Consider the following 19,358-nt stretch of genomic DNA (forward strand, 5'->3'; position numbering starts at 1 on the left):
GTGGCAAGTCATCTAAACAAGTAAGACCCAATAATGTAAATTATTATTCGCCAAATCGAAGAAATGTTTATAGAAGGCAAACAGATCATTTGAATAAACAAGAAGGTCAAAATCAAGTACAACAAGATAATAACAAAAACCAGAAGTAATCCATAAATCCTCATTTTGAATTTTGTTGACAATTCTGCTTATACTTGCTTAAAATTGGATTAATCAATCGTAAAGGAATGAACAAAGGACCGATGAAGTTTTAATCTTATTTTTCAGAACATGATTCGAATAAAACGAAAAATGTTGAACCTGAAGAATGGGATAAGTCTGTCCTTTTTTGTCCTGATTATAAGCTGCTAATAACCTTCATATAGGTTTATTTTGTGTTGCTTTAATAAGACATTTCACTCTCTTCAGGTTCATGGAGGGAGTTTTTTTATGAACAAAAATTATGTTATCTTAAGTGTAAAAGGATTAGAAAAGAGTTTTCATTCACGAAGAATTATAGATAATATCCAGTTTGAAATAAAATTTGGCGATAGAATAGGTCTTGTTGGATACAACGGCAGCGGCAAAACGACATTGGCCAATCTCATCTTGGGGAAGGAAGAGCCGGATCGGGGCCACATAGAAAAATCACCTGATCTGAAAATCGGCTACTTATCTCAATCAATTGATTATGAAGTAAATGATTTTCAGGAATCCTTAAAAATATGTAAGGTTTTTCAGCTCGCCAGCGAGTTAGGGTTGAAAAAGGTCCAAAATTGGCAGGATGAAAGGCTGGAGCATTTAAGCGGAGGCGAAAAGCTAAAACTTGCCCTTTCTAGTATATGGGCTTCAAAACCGGACCTGTTAATTTTGGATGAACCGACAAACCATTTAGACCTTAAAGGAGTTAATTGGTTAATTTCTGAAATAGAAAAATTTCCGGGTTCTGTTTTAATTATCTCACATGACCGACATTTTCTTGATCAAACAGTTAACCAGGTTTTTGAGTTGGAGGATGGAAAGCATCAGTTTTACCAAGGAAATTATAGTGAATACCGTAAGGAGAAGGAGCGTAAAAGAGCGAACCAACAGCATCAGTACGAAGTGCAGCAGCGTCAGATTGAGCGGGTAGAAGAGCAAATGGACCAATTAAAATCCTGGTCGGATAAAGCGCATAAAACCTCCACAAAAGAGGAAGGTTTTAAGGAATATCACCGAGTCAAAGCAAAGAAGCGTGACGCACAAATAAAGTCAAAAATGAAACGACTGCAGAGTGAATTGGGCAAAAACAAGGTAGATAAACCTCTTGAAGAAGCAAAGCTTCAATTTGAGTTTGACAGCTACGGAAAAAGAGGAAAGCGCATCATTGAGGCAAAAAAACTGTCCATGGCTTTTGAGGGCAAATACCTTTTCCGAAATTCTCAATTTTACATTAATTATGGAGAGCGGATTGGACTCATTGGCGAAAATGGCTGTGGGAAAACAACGTTAATCAAAATTTTTATGGGATTGGTTTCACGGACTGACGGAGAATTGTGGAAGAGCGATTCGTTAAGAATTGCTTACTTAAGCCAAGATGTTGCTGATTTACCTGTTGAAAAAACAGCAATCGAAGCATTGGGATTAACCGACCGCGATCACATTTTTAAAGCAAGAACCCTGCTTGCCAACCTGGGGCTTAAGGAACAATTCATTACAAAACCTATTGGAACGTTAAGTCTTGGTGAACGGACCAGGGTTAAGCTTGTTGATATGTTATTGAAAGACTATGATGTTTTAATTCTGGATGAGCCGACTAATCATTTGGATTTGCCCAGTAGAGAACAGCTTGAAAAAACATTGTCTGAGTTTACTGGGACAATTATCACAGTTTCTCATGATTATTATTTTTTAAATAAACTTTGTAATCGGCTTTTGGTGTTTGAAGAACAGCAAATAAAACGATTTGAAATGGGACCGGAGGAGTTTTTTGATAAAGAGAATAAAAAAGTTGAAGGGGACCAAAAAGAAATCCTAATGGTAATTGAAAACAAAATTGCCGCAGTACTTGGGGAGTTAGCACTTATTGACCGCCAAAATCCAAAATATCCTCTATTAGATAGAGAATTTAATGAATTGCTAAAACAGAAAAGGAATCTAATTGGGTAACGGCTTCAGGGTTCTTCCCTTAACTGTCACAAAATCGAAATATGTATGCTTTGTTTCAACTGAGTTTATAGTGTAAAATCAGGGTAATTGGATTATGTATAAAGGAGAGATTCGGGATGATGAAGAAAGTCATTGCTGCCGTGTTATTGATATCATTATTAACCGTAGCAATCGTCCAAGCAGTAAATAAAAAGGCAGAGAAACCCGAAACCGCAAGCCCGACAGCAGCTGCTCAAAACGGCCCGGCAATCGGTGCCAAAGCACCTGATTTTGAACTAAAAACATTGACTGGAGAAACCGTCAAGCTATCTGATTTAAAAGGTAAAAAAGTTATGCTGAACTTTTGGGCGACTTGGTGTCCGCCATGTAAAGCAGAGATGCCTGATATGGAACAGCTTCATAAAGAAGCAGGTGACGATATAACCATCCTAGCAGTAAATATCGACCCGCAATTGGATGTACAAGGATTTGTTAATGAATATAAAATAACGTTCCCAATCCTGCTTGACGCTGAGGATGCAGTAAATGAAAAGTATCAAGTCCTATCAATTCCATCGACATATTTTATTGATAGCAAAGGAGTCATTCAAAATAAATTCGTTGGTTCCATGAAGCTTGAGGAAATGAAAGAATTTACAAGCAAGTTGAAATAAACGTTGGATTAAACATCCAGCGTTTTTTTTTTTTTTATAAAAAAAATAAAGAATTAAATTTTCAAAAAGTTGTAATAATTTAAACCGTTATTGGTGATAATAACTGTTAGAATAGGACATAAGGAAGGTGATACAAATGAGAAAGCCAAGAAAACGTTCTTTTGCAGAACTAGTATCTGAAAATAAATCACAACTTTTAAAAGACCGTGCTGCAATGGAAAAAATTGAACAGCGCATTGAAGCAAAGCGCCTCGGTAAAGCTGAGTAATTAAAAAAGTTTACCATTCATTCATCTGCCCTCTTTGGACAAAATGTTAGTAAGGGGGGATTAGAATGGGTAAAGGTTATCAAACAAAACGCTTCCGTCCTACACATGTGGGGACGCAGCCAAGACGTTCAACTGCGAATAAGGGTAATCAAATGGGCGATACATCCGGCCAACACGCCCAGGTTATGCAAACTAAAGGCGAATAAAATAGAAATCCAAGACCCGTGTGCACTTGCGCAGGGTCTTTTTATTTTGATAATGCAATTTTTTCTGTGATATTTTTTTGCCTTGGATACAAACTATATCTGTAACATGAACAATTTCTTAGGAGGAGTTAACATGCCTTATAACAACAAACCAAACCCAGATGATCGCAGCGATAATGTTGAGAAACTGCAAAACATGATTGAAAATACGATTCAAAATATGGAAGCGGCTGAAGAGTCTATGTCTTTTACTGACAGCGAAACACAGCGCCAACAAATTCAAGAAAAAAATCAGCGCAGACAGGAAAGCATCGAATCTTTCCGTTCAGAAATTAAGGATGAAGCAAATAACACTCAAGGATAAAAAAGAGAAGGACCAGTTCATCAAGGACGGTCCTTTTTTGATTCGTAAATTTTATGTTATCAAGCCCGATATGTTAAGATAGAAGGGAATTTCTTATGAAGAGTTGATCCTATTGAAACATGAAATGAACCAAATAAAGAATTGGAAAATGGAGCTTCAGCATAACGGAACCATCAAGGATGAAGGGCCAATTATTGCTGCTTTGGAAAAAGAAAGAAATCCTTTAATCTTATCGGACCTATTGACCACAGCGGCATTATCAAGACTTGGACGTAATAACCAAGACAGCATAGCCGTCCCATTGCTTAAAAAAGCTCTCCAGTTGGATCCTGATAATAAAAAGGCAACGGAATATCTTTTTCAAGCTGACTGGAAAAAAATGAAGGATATCATCGCTCCACTCATATTTCCACCAATAAGGGAGACCGATAACCGAACTGCAAAGAAGAAAATTGCAGAGGAATACATAGAAATATGTAAAAGCTTTTTAGCCGAAGCAGAGGATGCACTGCACGATCTTGAATCAAAGTCTGGAACTCCTTCACGGATGGATCAGACTGAACCTTATCATCAGCTATATGTATTATTATCCTCGGCAATTGGAGAAACCGCCCAATTATTAAAGGCTGCCGAAGAATATGATCAATCGATTACAGGTGTTTTCCATACCTCTGTCTACTATGAGGATTTAAAAAATCATTTAGCCAACCTCGAAAAAATTAAAGGAAAATGGCAGGAGCTATTTGTTGAAAGTAATCCTGAAAGCCAGTCTGAAAAAAAGGCGTTGGATCAGCTGAATGATATGGTTGGTATGGCCACGGTTAAAAAAAGAGTAAATGATTTTTATCAAGTGTTAAAATACCAAAAACAGCGCAAAGAGCTTGGTTTTAAAATAAAGGATGAATTCAGCCTAAATATGATTTTAACCGGGAATCCGGGTACTGGAAAAACAACGGTCGCTCGGCTGCTTGCCAAAATCTATCATGAACTGGGCGTCCTCCCACAGGAAAAAGTGGTTGAGACCAACCGCTCGCAGCTTGTGGGCTCCTTTGTCGGCCAAACTGAAGAAAACGTCCGAGCTGCAGTGGAAAGGGCAAAAGACGGCGTGTTATTTATTGACGAAGCCTATAGTCTGAAGCGGGATGGCCAGAGTGGAAATGATTATGGACAAGCAGCCATCGACACTTTGGTTGCCTTGATGACAAGTGAGGAGTACGGCGGGAAATTTGCGGTAATATTAGCAGGATATACCGAAGAAATGCGCAGCTTTTTAGAGGCTAATATGGGTCTTCGCAGCCGTTTCCCGCAATCTAATATGATTCATTTACCAAATTATTCAAATGAAGAGTTGATCCAAATCGCCGAAATGGCGGCTGCTGATAATGACTATTTGCTAACAGAGGAAGCAAAGGTGGAAATCAAACATCGTCTTGATCTCGAGCGGGTGGACGAATCATTCGGAAATGCTAGAACAGCTCGTAATATCGTGTTGGATGCCATTTTTAAAAAAGGATCAGAAAACAAGAGCGAAGATGAAATTTTGAAATTTATCCTTTTAACAAAGGAAGATTTTCTTTTAGATCAGCCCGAAGGTAAAGAGTCCCCTCAGGATCAGCTTGATGCCTTGATAGGTCTTGGGCCATTAAAAGAAGAAATTCGTTCATTAGTTTCATTTGTAAAAATGCAGCAATACCGTCGTAACAATGGTCTCCCGACCGTACCCATTCAACTGCATTCCGTATTTACCGGCAATCCGGGAACAGGAAAAACTACTGTAGCTAAAATCTATGCTGAATTGCTAAAGGAATGCGGTTTTTTAAAAAGAGGTCACTTAATTGTCACGAGCAGAGCGGATTTTGTGGCAGGATATGTAGGGCAAACGGCCGGTAAGTCCAAGAAGAAAATTAGGGAGGCTCTTGGCGGGGTCCTGTTCATTGATGAAGCCTATGCCCTCCTTGGGTCTACAGCAGGAGACTTTGGAAAAGAAGTAATCGATACGCTTGTTGATGAAATGACCAAGCATAATGATAATCTGGTTGTCATTTTAGCGGGTTATCCTGTTGAAATGAATGAATTATTGGAAAGCAACCCGGGGCTCCGTTCAAGGTTTAAAAAGTTTTTCTTTTTCCCTGATTATTCACCTGAGGAACTGCTGGAGATTATCGTTTCTTATGCTGGAAGTTATCAATATAAACTTACAGAAAAAGCTAAAGGTATGCTTATACAGTCTATTGCGAAGGATGCTTTCAAAGGAAACGGACGGATGGCAGCAAACCTGGTTGATGAAATGATTCAGGCCCAGGCCAAAAGATTAATCAATATTGAACACAGCGAAAATCTATTGGAAAAAGCACAGCTACTTGAAGCGGAGGATGCAGAGGCGGCGCTTAAAAAGATAATGTAAAAGATACGATGAAGGGGACGAGAAAGAAATGGAGAACTATTTTATTTCTAAAAGGGAAATACATCTGTACTATGCGGACACAGATATGATGGGCGTAATTTATCACGCCAATTATCTGAAGTTCTTTGAATTGGGACGGACAGCGTTAATTGAAGACCTTGGCTATAACTATTTATCGATGGAGGAAGCCGGTTACTATGCGCCGGTTTATGATATTCAAATCACCTACAAAAAACCATTACGGTACGGCGATCAAGCATTCGTAAAAACCTGGGTCGCCCATAACGATGGAATTAAGACGATTTACGGCTATACAATAATAAATGGAAATGAGGAAGTATGCGCTGAAGGTACTTCGACCCACATTATTGTGAAAAAAGAAAATTTCCGGCCGACATCATTTAAAAAAGCATTTCCGGAATGGCACTTGAAATACGAGGAAATAAAGAAACGGGACTAATCACAGACCCAGGAGGTAATCAGGTTGGCGTTTGGCATTAAAAAACGGGACATTAATGAATGGAAAAGAAAAATCGATTCTGGGGAAATCGCCTTTCTTACTCATTATTGGCTTGACGACCGCTTCCCCGGCTATAAAACTGTCACAAAGGTTGGCTGCGAGGATTTGGATAGGCTGGCTGCCTGGGGCCAAAGATATGGGTTAAAGAAGGAATGGATCCATCACCGCAAGGATGGCTATTCTCATTTTGATTTAATCGGCCCTAGGCAAAAGGGAATTTTAATTCAAGAGGGACAGTTAGAACATATTTGGGAACATAAAGAAAAAGGCTCACTTGAATAATAAGTGAGCCTTTTTTTCGCTAATAAGTATAAAATTCTCTCGAACTTTATACTTAACGCATAAATTCAACTACGCCTCTGTCTTCGTCCTAAGGGACTCGCCAATCGGCGAGTTTTCATTTATATAGGAAGCACCATCAACCCGCTGATCAGCAGGAGAGCGATTATCGATGCATGAATGAAGATGGAAGGATAGATACTTTTTGTTTTTACTGTAATAATAGCAAAAAGGAATCCGATTAAAATAAACAGGATGGTTATTGTGAAGGTTTGGCTAAATAATGAAGTGTTGAAGCCAAAGGCGATGCTTGTCATGATGACCCCTATTTTATTGCCTGCAGTGAGTCTAAAATGGGGAAGGAGAAGCCCTCTCCACAACACTTCCTGCAATACAGCATAGGTAATCGAGAACACCAGAATATATAAAAAGGACTGCCCATTGACGGGCATTTTGTTTATATACAAAAGGGTGGGAAAGCTTAATAAAATAATGATAGAAAGTATTATATAAAAAACTTGGGCGGATGAAGAAATAGAAGGCCTCCCAAAGTAGATGGACATTTTTCGGCTAAATTTAATTAAAACATAGTGAATCATGAAGATTGGGATTAGAAATAAAAGTTGATTAAACATCACAAAAGAAAAGGCAGACAATCGAAAACGTTCAAGGAATTGACTAGCGTAACCGACCATCAGATTTCCAAGAAAAAACGTGATCAGGATCCACGTGAAAACTCTGCTTTCTTCCTTCAAAAAGGCAATGAACGGCAGCAATACAATCATGCAAGCAAAAAATGGAGTAAATATGCCTCTTGTGTAAAGAAAAGTCATGATCATAAATATAAAGCCTAAAATGATGCCAATGACATTTTTTTGCAGCACCATAAATCCCCCCATACGCCTTTTACTCAAACAAAAAGGCCCCGACCTATCGGAGCCATTGTACCATATGCTGCTGGATTTCTTGATATTTTTGCTCAGCTTTCGAAAGACCAAACGTCCCGGCTGACTCAAGCGGCACCACACGATAATCTCGATTCGGATTCCTCGTTACAAATGTAGGATAAAATTTAGGATTTGAAAGTACAAGTGTACTTCCTTGTTCCGTCGTCTGCTTGGTAACCTCAACTTCGGCCATTCCGCCAATATCTTTATAATCACCGTATTGGGCGGAAATGAAATTGCCTAAAGAATAAACTACAAAGGTTTTTCTGCCGTCTGGATTATTAATCCATTCCATCGGCTGAAGAACATGCGGGTGGGAGCCGAAGATGATATCAGCCCCTTCTCCTGCCAAAAATCGGGCCAGATCTTTTTGGTCGGTGGTCGGGATTCGCTGGTATTCATTACCCCAATGAATACTTACAACTACCACATCTGCATTGTCTTTGGCACGATGAATTTCTTCTTGCATATGGTCACGGTTAATCAGGTTGACTAGATAGTCTTTTCCTCTTGGTACAGGAATTCCGTTGGTTCCGTATGTATAGGAGAGAAATGCCAGTTTAATCCCGTTTTTCTCAATAATTCTTAATGTTTCCCTATCCTTTTCATCGATAAAGCTGCCGACATAGGGGAGATCAATCGCATTTAGATAAGCTGCTTCCGACTGAATTCCGCGTTCACCCTTGTCCAATGAATGATTGTTTGCATTGGAGACGATATCAACACCGTTCATAGCTAATGCATCGGCAACCGAGTGTGGACTATTAAAGGTCGGATAACTGGAAAGTCCAAGTTCTGTGCCGCCAAGAACGCTTTCTTGATTGGCAGTAAGCACATCAGGTTTTTCTAAAAGCGCTTTCACGTTTTCGAACATTGGGTCGAAATTATAGCTCGCCCCGTTAAAGGCATCCTGATATACAGGGCTGTGAATTAGAATATCCCCGATGGCACCAACCGTTATTTTTTGTGTCAACGAATGCTGGAGGTTTTCCATGGGCCGGGACTTGTGAATTGTTGTTGCGTAAACTTTTGCGGTATGATTAGATTGGCTTTGTTGTTTAATCATGAGGACAGTGGCAAGGAGAGAACAGCCAATAATAATCAACAAGGACGGAATAATGGATTTTTTCATCATATTCTTCTCCTATTATTATTTTGGTTTAATTGTTCTGTGTATCTTTTTATTCTTTGATAATACTATAAATTATTATCTGGCAAATTAAAACATATTTTGACAACATTTTTTTTAACGAGGATGTGATTAAATTGTTTAAAGTAACGGAAGCGGCGTACCGAGTATTAATTAAAACCGTTAATAACGAGAAGAAAACGGTGGATGAGGAACTTTATCTGCGTTTAAGTATGGGAATTGGCTGAGGGGGGCCAAAGTTAAATCTGTCTCTGGAGGAGCGGAAAATTAAAGGAGACCTCACCTTTGAGTTTGAGGATCTGATTATAATCATTCATGAAAAGGATTTTGTGTATTTTGACCATACAAAGCTAGATTATGTTGAAGATGTAATGGGCAATAAAAAATTTCAATTGTTAAAGGTATAAATGAAAACTCGCCGATAGGACGAAGACAGAGGCGTAGTTGAATTTAAAAAAGGCGGGGCCCTAAAAAGGGCTCCGCTTTTTTTAATCTTCCATTTCCTCAAAAAACTCGATTAATTCTTCAAAATTTCTTGTGACCTTGACGGGAGAACCTTCACTCGTTTCCCCGGATAAAAATTCAATTATAAACTCGTTTACGTCATTACTATCGGAAACAACACTATTGTAAATATAGTCCTGGGCAGTTTTTTTCATCTTGTTTCCCTCCAGTCAGTAAGCTATCTTCCTATTTTTATTTTACTTTATAAAATTACTTACTGAATGGAAGGAATATGAAATTTATATGAAAATTTAAAAGGAACCAATGAGGTTCCTTTACAGCCACTTTATTTTCGGTTCTGTCTTATTCGCGATTCTACGAATATTAGCACGGTGCCGGTAAATGACGAATGATGCCAACAGGGTGATTACGATAAGTAAAGGAATGTCCCATTTTTGTAAGAACCCCATGGTAATGACATATATAATACCGATAATTCCAGCGATCATTGATGATAAAGAAACATATTTGCTAATGTAAAGACTTATAAAGAAAGCTGCTACCAGAGTCACGAACAAGATTGGGGCACTGAACAAAATGACGCCGCCAGATGTAGCAACCGCTTTACCACCCCGGAACCCCGCAAAGATGGGGTATGTATGTCCAATAACAGCCAGTACTCCTGGAATCAGTGGGTTCATATCAACATGAATCAGATAGGGCAGTGCTGCTGCTAGGGTCCCTTTTAAAATGTCAGCAATGGTAACGGCTAATCCCGCTTTCACTCCAAGTGTTCGAAATGTATTGGTTCCCCCTAAATTGCCACTGCCATGCTGGCGAATATCGGTTTTATAAAAAACTTTCCCGACAATTAAGCCAGAGGGGATGGAGCCGAGCAGGTAAGCAAGGATTAGAACAACGATAATTTGAATCATTAACTATTTCTCCTCCAAAAAAAGAATCCAGTTCTTCTATTTTACCATGTTATTTTGAAAAAACACTATCTCTTAAATAGTTTATGAGTCAAAACTCCTATAAAAATGTCTTTCCATTTCATATGTCATACCGTACGATAGTATCTGGGGAGGAACAATATTTATGGCTCGAATAGAATATCAAAAAAGTAAGCCAATTTCACCAAAATGGCTGCTGGGAGGATTGGCAGGAAGCATTTTCCTGATTATTTCCTCGATTTTTTTATTTTTCTATCCTTTTGCATCAGAAGAGAAAAAGGTCTATTTTAACGGAAGCAGCCCTATTTTATTTAAAGGGGCTCAGCAAGGCAATGCTTTAATTGAAGAGAACAATATCTATGTTCCATTCCATTTTTTAAAAGAAAGTATGGACCACTCCATTACCTATGATGAAAAATCGAAATCTGTCATTATTACTACTAAAGATAAAGTCGTGCAAATGCCGACCGATTCGTTAACGTATTTTGTCAACGAAAAGCCTGTTTCTTTACAGCTTTCGCCTATCAAATCGATGGACGGCGATATCTATCTGGCTCTTGACTCCATTCTTGCTTTTTACCCGATTCAGTATCATAGGCTTCCACAAACCGGTGCCATTTGGATTCAGCAAGACGGGGAAACATATCAAACTGGAAGAATTATAGATAAAGATATCAACGGGGAAAAGCTCAGGCTTCGGACAAAAGCTTCGTGGCAATCCCCTTATACTGCAGAAGTGAACCAAAAGGAAGCTGTTTCAATCGAGGGAGAAAAGGAAGATTTTTATCTTGTCAGGAAGGCAAACGGTATCGGCGGCTATATCAAAAAAGAGTATGTAAAAAAAGAGAAATCTGTGAAAATTTCGATTGTCCGTGAAAGTAAATCATTTCAACTGCCGAAAATAACCGGGCCAATCGATTTGACATGGGAAGCCGTTTATACAAAGAATCCAAATGCCGCTGCGATTCCTGAAATGGCTGGAATCAATGTGGTTTCTCCAACTTGGTTCTCATTGGCGGGAGAAGATGGTTCCATCAAAAACCTAGCATCATTGGAATATAGCAAGTGGGCTCAGGCGAAGGGAATCCATGTGTGGGGATTGTTTTCTAATTCCTTTGACCCGGTATTGACAAACAAAGCTTTCAAGGATTTTGAAACCCGACAGAAGATCATTCGGCAGTTGCTTTATTTTAGCCAAATGTATCAGCTGCAGGGAATCAATTTTGATATCGAAAATGTGAATCCTGAGGACGGGCCACTGGTTACACAATTAATAAGGGAGGCAGCTCCATATTTGCATGAAGCGGGATTAACTGTATCGATGGATATTACATTTTCTGCTGGTGAGAATAACAATTGGTCCTCTTTCTATGAAAGGCCAAAGCTTGCTGAGATTGCGGATTATTTAATGATCATGGCTTATGATGAACATACCGGAGCTACCGGCCCTGGCAGTGTGGCCAGTCTTCCATGGGTTGAGCGCAATTTGCAAAACCTGCTGACGGAGGTGCCGAAGGAGAAACTTATATTAGGGGTTCCATTGTACGCCCGACTATGGAAAGAACAAATGAAAGCTGATGGTACGAAAGAGGTCATTGCTCAGGCGCTTTCTATGGAGAAGGTGAAGGCATGGCTGACCGAACGAGGATTGCAGCCTGCCTATGATGAGGAAAGCGGGCAAAATTATGCGGAATACTATGATGAAACAGAGAAGGCCAATTATAAAATTTGGATTGAAGATGAAATGTCTTTAAAGAAGCGGGCTGAGATGGCAGTGAAATATCAATTAGCCGGTGTCGGAAGCTGGTCAAGACTTTTCGCTGACCAAACGGCATGGACTGCTCTTAACACCCTTTCAGAAAAAAATATCACCAAAAACGAATAACCGGCATTTACCGGTTCAGGCTGTCGAAAAACCACCGATAGCCTTTTATTTATCCAAGTACTTTAACAATTAACAGCGTTAATTCGTTATAATAATATTATTTCAAAGCTTTTCAACAAGTCTGTTGATTGGCGCTCCAGGCACTTCGCTTTCCGCGGGCGGTACGGGGAGCCTCCTCGGCGCTTAAGCGCCTGTGGGGTCTCCCCTGCCCCGTACTCCCGCAGGAGTCTTCGTGCCTTCCGCGCCAATCAACAGGTGTTTCAATAAAGTCCCTCAACTTCAATAAAATAAGTGGTGAGTTTATGTTTAGCCAAAAGAGTTTAGCCAAAATGAAAATGAATTTGTTTCTATTGATGAAATTGTTCCAGATGTGAAAAAAGTTCATCCTTTTTATATCAAGGACAATGGACCCTCATCTAATCCCACATTCACTTTTAAATGACGTTAAATGGGTATTTTTTTGGTATTTGTTCCGAAAGACAACTAGAACGAGAAAAAAACGAACATTGCCTTACCGTTGGATTTTAGGTTTAAAAGTTCCATTGGATGGAAAATGTGTGTTGCAATACTTAGGTTGATTTGCCTCCCTGTTGATTGGAGCGAGGGCACTCGACTACTGCGGGATATAGAGGTCACTGGAGACCCCGGAGGCGCCAAAGCGCCGAGGAGGCTCCAGGACCTCCCCGCGGAAAGCGAGTGCCCGGAGCGGAAATCAACAGGTCCTTTAGCAGGGATAATAATACCCTTTCTCGACAATCTGAACCGGCAAGTGCCGGTTTTTTGTTTTTTTATCCAATAAAATAGGGAGATTTAAAGGCAATTTCTTTACAGAAATATGGAGAATTTTCAAACCATTTGTTAATTCGTTGGAAGGTATGTATCTGTTTTTCTATAATTTAGCTAAAATAAATATAGAAACATAAAGAATAACCGCCCAATATTAATCCACTTGGTCGGTTTTATATATCTACTATGTTCACTAAGGGGTGAAAAAACATGAGGAATGAAAAGGAAAATACAAACTATCAAGAGCTGGCTGAACAATATGAAGCAATCAACAAAATGTTAGAAAACCGGTTACAAGAGGAAATCGCCAAGAATAAGGAAAAAGATCTTATTTTAATCCAGCAGGCAAAAATGGCAGCGATGGGCGAAATGATTGCTGGCATTGGCAGTCAATGGCGCCAGCCTGTAAACAGTTTATTAATGTTAATCCAAGATATCAGAGCTGCCTTGGAATATGGTGAAATAAACGGTCAATACGTCGATCGATTTACAAGAGAAAGCATGATTCAGCTTGAAAGTATGTCAAGGACATTTAATGATTTTCGGAAATTCTATAAGCCTAATCTTGAGAAAAATCTGTTCTCTGTCAGTGAAGCCATTGAGGATGCGTTGTCAATCTTTTCAATTTGTCTCAAAAACCACGGGATTCAAGTGGACTTTATGTACAGGGGAGAGCAAATGGCTTACGGGTACCCAAATGATTTCAGTCAAATTGTCCTAAGTCTTTTAATGAACGCTAGGGACTCTTTTGTGGAGAAGGACATAAAGAACCGAAAAATTATCATAAAAATTTGCGAATCAGATAAGTATATTACGGCAGAATTTAAAGATAACGCAGGGGGAATTGAACCTTTCTTGCTAGCTAAGGTATTTGACCCTTATTTCACATCGAGAAGACATGGAACTGGACTTGGCCTTTATATGGCTAAAACCATGCTAGAAAATATGAGCGGCAATATTTCTATTGAAAATAATGGTGAGGGGGTCAGTGTTTGCATTTCGGTCCCTAAGGTTACTTCCGCTGTCAGACCTGAACTGAACCCGATTTAAGTTGGCTTCCGATTCGTTGGAAGCTTTTCATTTTTAGCTAATAAAAAGTATAAGTGCAACTACGCCTCATGAACCGCCCTTAGGGGCTCGCCAATCGGCGAGTTTTCTTTATAATTATAGTAAATTAAGATACAATAAGAAAAACAAAGTTTGTAGGAGTGAAGGTAATGGCAGTAGAATACCCAAGCCTTGAAGAAATGGGTGCTATTTTAAAAAAAGCGAAAAGGATTGCTGTGGTAGGTTTAAGCGATAAACCTGACAGGACTTCTTATCAAGTATCCGAGGTCATGCAAAAGGCGGGCTACGAGATCATCCCCGTAAACCCGACGATCGATGAAGTGCTCGGTGTAAAGGCTGTAAAATCATTAAAGGATATTGAGGGCCATGTAGATATTGTCAATGTTTTCCGCCGCTCCGAGCAATTATTCGATGTGGCAAAGGAATTTGTTGAAATCGATGCCGACGTATTTTGGGCTCAGCAAGGACTCGAGAATGAAGAAGCCTATCAATTTTTAAAGGAAAAGGGCTACACCGTCATTATGGACCGCTGCATTAAGGTTATCCATGCTTTAACAAGATCAAGATAACATGAAAAAAAGCTGCTAACGATACTGGCAGCTTTTTATTTTTTCTGTCCAAAATATAGGAGAATTAACCGTTCGAAAGACGATTGTTTAAAATTACTTATTTGCTAAATCGAAATAAATCGCTAAAATAAAGCATAGACGCCAAATGAACTTATGGTAAAATTAAGTAATGAAACATTTGTTCTAGTATTGATTACGGAAAGAAAAATACATTTTTTATAGATAGCAGGAATGTGTTTTTTAGAATTGTTTTCTTTTTGTAGGGATGAAAGGGGTATTTTTAGTGGCAAGAAATCAACAAGCTTTTGAATACAATGATGATGCCATACAGGTACTAGAGGGACTAGAAGCAGTCAGAAAGCGTCCTGGAATGTACATTGGCAGCACCGATTCACGAGGACTGCATCATCTCGTCTATGAGATTGTCGATAACGCTGTCGATGAAGCGCTTGCAGGCTTCGGTGAACACATCATTGTCAAAATACACAAAGATAATTCGATCAGTGTCATCGATAAAGGCCGCGGGATGCCGACGGGTATGCATAAAATGGGGAAACCGACACCGGAGGTCATCTTAACAGTACTGCATGCCGGGGGAAAATTTGGCCAAGGCGGATATAAAACAAGCGGCGGTTTGCACGGGGTTGGTGCTTCTGTCGTTAATGCATTGTCAGAATGGTTAATCGTCACCATTAAGAGAGACGGCTTTGTTTATGAACAGCGTTTTGAGAATGGCGGTAAGCCTGTTACAACACTCGAAAAGATTGGCAAAACCAATCAAAGCGGAACAACGATTCATTTTAAGCCTGACACCACAATCTTTTCGACTACCACTTATAATTTTGAAACATTGGGTGAACGATTACGAGAATCTGCCTTTTTATTAAAAGGCTTAAAAATAGAAATCATCGATGATCGAAACAATCTTCATGAGGTTTTCCATTACGAAAATGGAATAGAGGCTTTTGTTGCCTATTTAAACGAGGAGAAGGATTCTCTTCATCCTGTATTCAGCTTTGAAGGCACGCATAATGGCATTGAAGTCGATTTCGCCTTCCAATTTAATGATGGCTATTCTGAAAATGTTCTGTCATTCGTCAACAATGTCCGCACAAAGGATGGCGGTACCCACGAGGTTGGTGCTAAAACGGCGATGACGAGGGTATTCAACGATTATGCGCGCAAGGTTGGTTTGCTGAAGGAAAAGGATAAAAATCTTGATGGTGCCGATATTCGTGAAGGATTATCTGCGATTGTTTCCGTTCGTATCCCTGAAGAATTATTGCAATTTGAGGGTCAGACAAAAGGGAAATTAGGGACAAGCGAAGCACGGTCGGCTGTTGATTCTGTTGTTTCCGAGCATCTTTCTTACTTTTTGGAAGAAAATCCAGACATCAGTTCCCTGCTTGTTAAAAAGTCGATAAAAGCCTATCAGGCACGGGAAGCGGCCAGAAAAGCGCGTGAAGATGCCCGAAGCGGGAAAAAGCGCAAGCGCACTGAAACAGTATTGTCAGGGAAATTGACACCTGCCCAATCACGCAACCCGCAAAAAAATGAACTCTACTTGGTGGAGGGTGATTCCGCCGGGGGATCAGCAAAGCAAGGCCGCGACCGCCGTTTCCAGGCTGTATTGCCGTTAAGAGGTAAGGTTATTAACACAGAAAAGGCCAAGCTTTCCGACATTTTTAAGAATGAAGAGATTAACACGATTATTTATGCTATTGGCGGCGGAGTCGGTTCTGATTTCAATATTGAAGATATCAACTACGACAAAATCATTATTATGACAGACGCTGATACGGACGGAGCGCATATCCAGGTTCTTTTGCTGACGTTCTTTTACCGCTATATGAAGCCGCTTGTAGAAGCGGGCCGAGTGTTCATCGCCCTTCCGCCGCTCTTTAAAGTCAGCCGCGGCACAGGCAAGAAAGAAATCATCGAGTATGCCTGGAATGAAGATGAACTGCAGACAGCCATCAAAAAGGTCGGCAGAGGTTATATTATTCAGCGTTATAAAGGTCTTGGCGAAATGAATGCCGACCAGCTTTGGGAAACAACGATGGACCCAGAAACTAGGACGCTGATTCGTGTGAAAATTGACGATGCTGCTCGTGCAGAACGCCGGATCACCACGCTAATGGGCGATAAAGTTGAACCGCGCCGCAAATGGATTGAAAGTAACGTCGCGTTCGGATTGGAAGAAGACGATACGATTTTAGAAAATGAAAATATCTCTGTTGCAGAAGAGGGGGTTGAAGGATGAGTGCAAGTGAAAAATTCCGCGACTTACCTCTAGAGGACGTCCTTGGCGACCGGTTTGGCCGCTATAGTAAATACATTATTCAGGACCGCGCTTTGCCAGATGCTAGAGACGGTTTAAAGCCGGTCCAGCGAAGAATTTTATATGCCATGCATGTCGAGGGCAATACCCATGACAAAGGCTTCCGGAAAGCCGCCAAAACCGTTGGTAATGTTATTGGTAACTACCACCCGCATGGCGATTCGTCTGTTTATGAAGCGATGGTGCGGATGAGCCAGGACTGGAAGGTTCGCAATGTCCTGGTAGAAATGCATGGAAATAACGGCAGTGTTGACGGGGATCCGCCGGCAGCGATGCGTTATACTGAGGCGCGGCTTTCGGCAATTGCTGCTGAACTATTGCGTGATATCGAAAAAGATACTGTCGATTTGATTCCTAACTTTGATGATACATCTAAGGAACCAACCGTCTTGCCGGCAGCGTTCCCGAACCTGCTCGTAAACGGATCAACAGGGATTTCAGCCGGTTATGCGACTGATATTCCGCCGCACCACCTGGGTGAGGTCATTGACGGTGTCATCATGCAAATGGATAACCCAGCCATCACGGTCGATGAATTAATGACAGTGATAAAAGGACCGGATTTTCCAACCGGCGGAATTATCCAAGGGATCGACGGGATTAAAAAAGCTTATGAAACTGGTAAAGGAAAAACCATCGTTCGCGGGAAAGCGGAAATTGAAGATGTCCGCGGCGGCCGACAGCAAATCGTCGTCACGGAAATTCCATACGAGATCAATAAAGCCAATCTCGTGAAAAAAATCGATGAATTCCGCCTCGACCGTAAAGTCGAAGGAATCTCAGAAGTTCGTGATGAAACAGACCGAACCGGCCTTAGAATCGTCATAGAACTAAAAAAAGATGCCGATGCAGCAGGAGTTTTGAACTATTTATATAAAAACAGCGATCTGCAAATTTCCTACAGCTTTAACATGGTCGCCATCCATAATAGACGGCCAAAACAAATGGGGCTTCGCGAACTGCTGGACGCCTATATTCAACATCAAAAAGAAGTCGTGACAAGAAGAACAACATTTGATTTAAACAAAGCAAGGGACCGTCAGCATATTGTTGAAGGCTTAATGAAGGCCTTATCCATACTTGATGAAGTGATCGCTACGATTCGGGCATCAAAAGATAAGCGTGATGCAAAAGATAACTTAATTGCGAAATACGCGTTCACAGAGCTTCAGTCAGAAGCAATTGTCTCTTTACAGCTTTATCGCTTAACAAATACCGACATTACGGCTTTAAGAAATGAAGCGGAAGAATTGGCCAAAAAAATCGAAGAACTGACTAGCATATTAGATAGTGAGAAAAAGCTTCTTTCCGTTATTAAAAAAGAGTTAAAAGAAGTGAAAAAACGCTTTGCTGATGAACGACGTTCGAAGATTGAAGCAGAAATTCAAGAGCTGAAAATCAACCTAGAAGTTATGGTGCCAAGTGAAGATGTCATTGTGACGGTTACTGAACATGGCTATGTCAAACGGACGAGCCAGCGCTCTTATGCCGCTTCCAACGGTCAGGATTTTGCCATGAAGGAAACAGACCGAATCTTAGCGCAGCTTGATATGAATACACAGGATGTTCTGCTCCTGTTCACGAATAAAGGGAATTACTTATATTGCCCAGTTCATGAACTTCCTGATATCCGCTGGAAGGACATGGGTCAGCATATCGCAAATATTATTCCAATTGACCGCGATGAAGATATTGTCCAAGCCATACCAGTAAAGGATTTTGAGACAAACGCGTTCCTTGTATTTATCACCAGAAACGGTATGGTTAAGAAAACCGAACTGAAGCAATATCATGCCCAGCGCTATTCCAAACCGCTGGTTGGCGTGAATCTGAAAGATGATGATCAGGTAATTGATGTCCATTTAACAGATGGTACAAAGGAAATATTCCTGATTTCACATTTAGGTTATGCTTTATGGTTTGACGAGGAAGAAGTAAGCATCGTCGGACAGAGGGCCGCCGGGGTGAAAGGTATAAATCTGAAAGATGGCGATTACGTGGTTGGCGGTCAGGTTCTTGAGCCAAACAGTACCGAATCCATTGTCGTGGCCACCCAGCGCGGTGCATTGAAACGAATGAAGCTACGTGAATTTGATAAAGCATCCCGAGCAAAACGGGGCGTTGTGATTCTTCGCGAACTAAAAGCCAATCCTCACCGAATAATGGGCTATGTTGCTGCTAAGGATCAGGATGAAATATTTATACTGACAGAAAAAGGCTATATTGAGACAATAAAAACTTCAGACATTAAATTTAGTGACCGCTACTCCAATGGTTCTTTCATTCTAGATGAAGGAGTAAACGGAAAGGTGACAAGAGTTTGGAAGGTCGAAGGTAAAGAAATCCCAGCTGAATAATATTTTCATAAGGACTCTCTTAAAAAAGAGGGTCTTT

At 40.3% G+C, this 19,358-nt stretch carries 17 protein-coding genes; 13 read left to right on the top strand and 4 right to left on the bottom strand.

Going from position 1 to position 19,358, the window contains the following annotated elements:
* The first annotated feature begins 429 nt into the window (after positions 1-429).
* From abc-f to ACZ5B7_RS13815, 8 genes are all read left to right on the top strand, one after another.
* Complete coding sequence (gene abc-f, locus ACZ5B7_RS13780) at positions 430-2,127, top strand: ribosomal protection-like ABC-F family protein (protein ID WP_464494183.1); 1,698 nt, start codon at positions 430-432, stop codon at positions 2,125-2,127.
* 116 nt (positions 2,128-2,243) lie between these two features.
* Positions 2,244-2,780 carry a peroxiredoxin family protein gene (locus tag ACZ5B7_RS13785; RefSeq protein WP_423802334.1) on the top strand — a complete coding sequence of 179 codons (537 nt, stop codon included), beginning with the start codon at positions 2,244-2,246 and terminating at the stop codon, positions 2,778-2,780.
* 136 nt (positions 2,781-2,916) lie between these two features.
* Positions 2,917-3,048, top strand: coding sequence for an FbpB family small basic protein (locus ACZ5B7_RS13790; protein WP_066304847.1), 132 nt, complete (start codon positions 2,917-2,919; stop codon positions 3,046-3,048).
* Positions 3,049-3,113: 65 nt separating this feature from the next.
* Positions 3,114-3,254, top strand: coding sequence for an acid-soluble spore protein N (locus ACZ5B7_RS13795; protein WP_217034550.1), 141 nt, complete (start codon positions 3,114-3,116; stop codon positions 3,252-3,254).
* A 133-nt stretch (positions 3,255-3,387) separates the two neighbouring features.
* A complete protein-coding gene (gene tlp, locus ACZ5B7_RS13800; RefSeq protein WP_213140092.1) occupies positions 3,388-3,618 on the top strand; it encodes a small acid-soluble spore protein Tlp in 231 nt (76 codons plus the stop codon).
* Positions 3,619-3,730: 112 nt separating this feature from the next.
* On the top strand, positions 3,731-6,022 hold the full coding sequence (locus tag ACZ5B7_RS13805; protein WP_464494184.1) for an AAA family ATPase: 2,292 nt from the start codon (positions 3,731-3,733) through the stop codon (positions 6,020-6,022).
* Positions 6,023-6,050: 28 nt separating this feature from the next.
* Complete coding sequence (locus ACZ5B7_RS13810; RefSeq protein WP_423802337.1) at positions 6,051-6,482, top strand: acyl-CoA thioesterase; 432 nt, start codon at positions 6,051-6,053, stop codon at positions 6,480-6,482.
* Between the two features lie 24 nt (positions 6,483-6,506).
* Positions 6,507-6,824: a hypothetical protein gene (locus ACZ5B7_RS13815; protein ID WP_423802338.1), complete on the top strand. Its 318-nt coding sequence runs from the start codon at positions 6,507-6,509 to the stop codon at positions 6,822-6,824.
* A 119-nt stretch (positions 6,825-6,943) separates the two neighbouring features.
* On the opposite strand, the gene ACZ5B7_RS13820 is transcribed toward ACZ5B7_RS13815, so the two are convergent.
* The 4 genes from ACZ5B7_RS13820 to plsY all read right to left on the bottom strand — a co-directional run bounded on the left by ACZ5B7_RS13820 (position 6,944) and on the right by plsY (position 10,297).
* Positions 6,944-7,708: a CPBP family intramembrane glutamic endopeptidase gene (locus tag ACZ5B7_RS13820; RefSeq protein WP_464494185.1), complete on the bottom strand. Its 765-nt coding sequence runs from the start codon at positions 7,706-7,708 to the stop codon at positions 6,944-6,946.
* 43 nt (positions 7,709-7,751) lie between these two features.
* On the bottom strand, positions 7,752-8,903 hold the full coding sequence (locus ACZ5B7_RS13825) for a CapA family protein (protein ID WP_464494186.1): 1,152 nt from the start codon (positions 8,901-8,903) through the stop codon (positions 7,752-7,754).
* 503 nt (positions 8,904-9,406) lie between these two features.
* Positions 9,407-9,577: a hypothetical protein gene (locus tag ACZ5B7_RS13830; RefSeq protein ID WP_464494187.1), complete on the bottom strand. Its 171-nt coding sequence runs from the start codon at positions 9,575-9,577 to the stop codon at positions 9,407-9,409.
* 120 nt (positions 9,578-9,697) lie between these two features.
* Positions 9,698-10,297, bottom strand: a complete 600-nt coding sequence (gene plsY / locus ACZ5B7_RS13835; RefSeq protein ID WP_464494188.1) for a glycerol-3-phosphate 1-O-acyltransferase PlsY — start codon at positions 10,295-10,297, stop codon at positions 9,698-9,700.
* Positions 10,298-10,460: 163 nt separating this feature from the next.
* Here plsY and ACZ5B7_RS13840 point away from each other — a divergent pair, with 163 nt between their 5' ends.
* From ACZ5B7_RS13840 to parC, 5 genes are all read left to right on the top strand, one after another.
* On the top strand, positions 10,461-12,200 hold the full coding sequence (locus tag ACZ5B7_RS13840; RefSeq protein ID WP_464494189.1) for a glycosyl hydrolase family 18 protein: 1,740 nt from the start codon (positions 10,461-10,463) through the stop codon (positions 12,198-12,200).
* 996 nt (positions 12,201-13,196) lie between these two features.
* Positions 13,197-14,036, top strand: a complete 840-nt coding sequence (locus ACZ5B7_RS13845) for a sensor histidine kinase (RefSeq protein WP_423802343.1) — start codon at positions 13,197-13,199, stop codon at positions 14,034-14,036.
* 167 nt (positions 14,037-14,203) lie between these two features.
* Positions 14,204-14,623, top strand: a complete 420-nt coding sequence (locus tag ACZ5B7_RS13850) for a CoA-binding protein (protein ID WP_213140083.1) — start codon at positions 14,204-14,206, stop codon at positions 14,621-14,623.
* 283 nt (positions 14,624-14,906) lie between these two features.
* Positions 14,907-16,886: a DNA topoisomerase IV subunit B gene (parE, locus tag ACZ5B7_RS13855; protein ID WP_464494190.1), complete on the top strand. Its 1,980-nt coding sequence runs from the start codon at positions 14,907-14,909 to the stop codon at positions 16,884-16,886.
* A complete protein-coding gene (parC, locus tag ACZ5B7_RS13860; protein ID WP_464494191.1) occupies positions 16,883-19,321 on the top strand; it encodes a DNA topoisomerase IV subunit A in 2,439 nt (812 codons plus the stop codon). Before parE ends, parC begins: the two co-directional genes overlap by 4 nt.
* Positions 19,322-19,358 lie beyond the last annotated feature (37 nt).

This window comes from Neobacillus sp. S1115, from assembly GCF_055385565.1.

Bases quoted from the DNA above. Each gene is read 5' to 3' on its own strand.
- abc-f (WP_464494183.1), top strand. From the start codon at position 430: ATGAACAAAAATTATGTTATCTTAAGTGTAAAAGGATTAGAAAAGAGT.
- ACZ5B7_RS13785 (WP_423802334.1), top strand. From the start codon at position 2,244: ATGATGAAGAAAGTCATTGCTGCCGTGTTATTGATATCATTATTAACC.
- ACZ5B7_RS13790 (WP_066304847.1), top strand. From the start codon at position 2,917: ATGAGAAAGCCAAGAAAACGTTCTTTTGCAGAACTAGTATCTGAAAAT.
- ACZ5B7_RS13795 (WP_217034550.1), top strand. From the start codon at position 3,114: ATGGGTAAAGGTTATCAAACAAAACGCTTCCGTCCTACACATGTGGGG.
- tlp (WP_213140092.1), top strand. From the start codon at position 3,388: ATGCCTTATAACAACAAACCAAACCCAGATGATCGCAGCGATAATGTT.
- ACZ5B7_RS13810 (WP_423802337.1), top strand. From the start codon at position 6,051: ATGGAGAACTATTTTATTTCTAAAAGGGAAATACATCTGTACTATGCG.
- ACZ5B7_RS13820 (WP_464494185.1), bottom strand. From the start codon at position 7,708: ATGGTGCTGCAAAAAAATGTCATTGGCATCATTTTAGGCTTTATATTT.
- ACZ5B7_RS13825 (WP_464494186.1), bottom strand. From the start codon at position 8,903: ATGATGAAAAAATCCATTATTCCGTCCTTGTTGATTATTATTGGCTGT.
- ACZ5B7_RS13830 (WP_464494187.1), bottom strand. From the start codon at position 9,577: ATGAAAAAAACTGCCCAGGACTATATTTACAATAGTGTTGTTTCCGAT.
- plsY (WP_464494188.1), bottom strand. From the start codon at position 10,297: ATGATTCAAATTATCGTTGTTCTAATCCTTGCTTACCTGCTCGGCTCC.
- ACZ5B7_RS13840 (WP_464494189.1), top strand. From the start codon at position 10,461: ATGGCTCGAATAGAATATCAAAAAAGTAAGCCAATTTCACCAAAATGG.
- ACZ5B7_RS13845 (WP_423802343.1), top strand. From the start codon at position 13,197: ATGAGGAATGAAAAGGAAAATACAAACTATCAAGAGCTGGCTGAACAA.
- ACZ5B7_RS13850 (WP_213140083.1), top strand. From the start codon at position 14,204: ATGGCAGTAGAATACCCAAGCCTTGAAGAAATGGGTGCTATTTTAAAA.
- parC (WP_464494191.1), top strand. From the start codon at position 16,883: ATGAGTGCAAGTGAAAAATTCCGCGACTTACCTCTAGAGGACGTCCTT.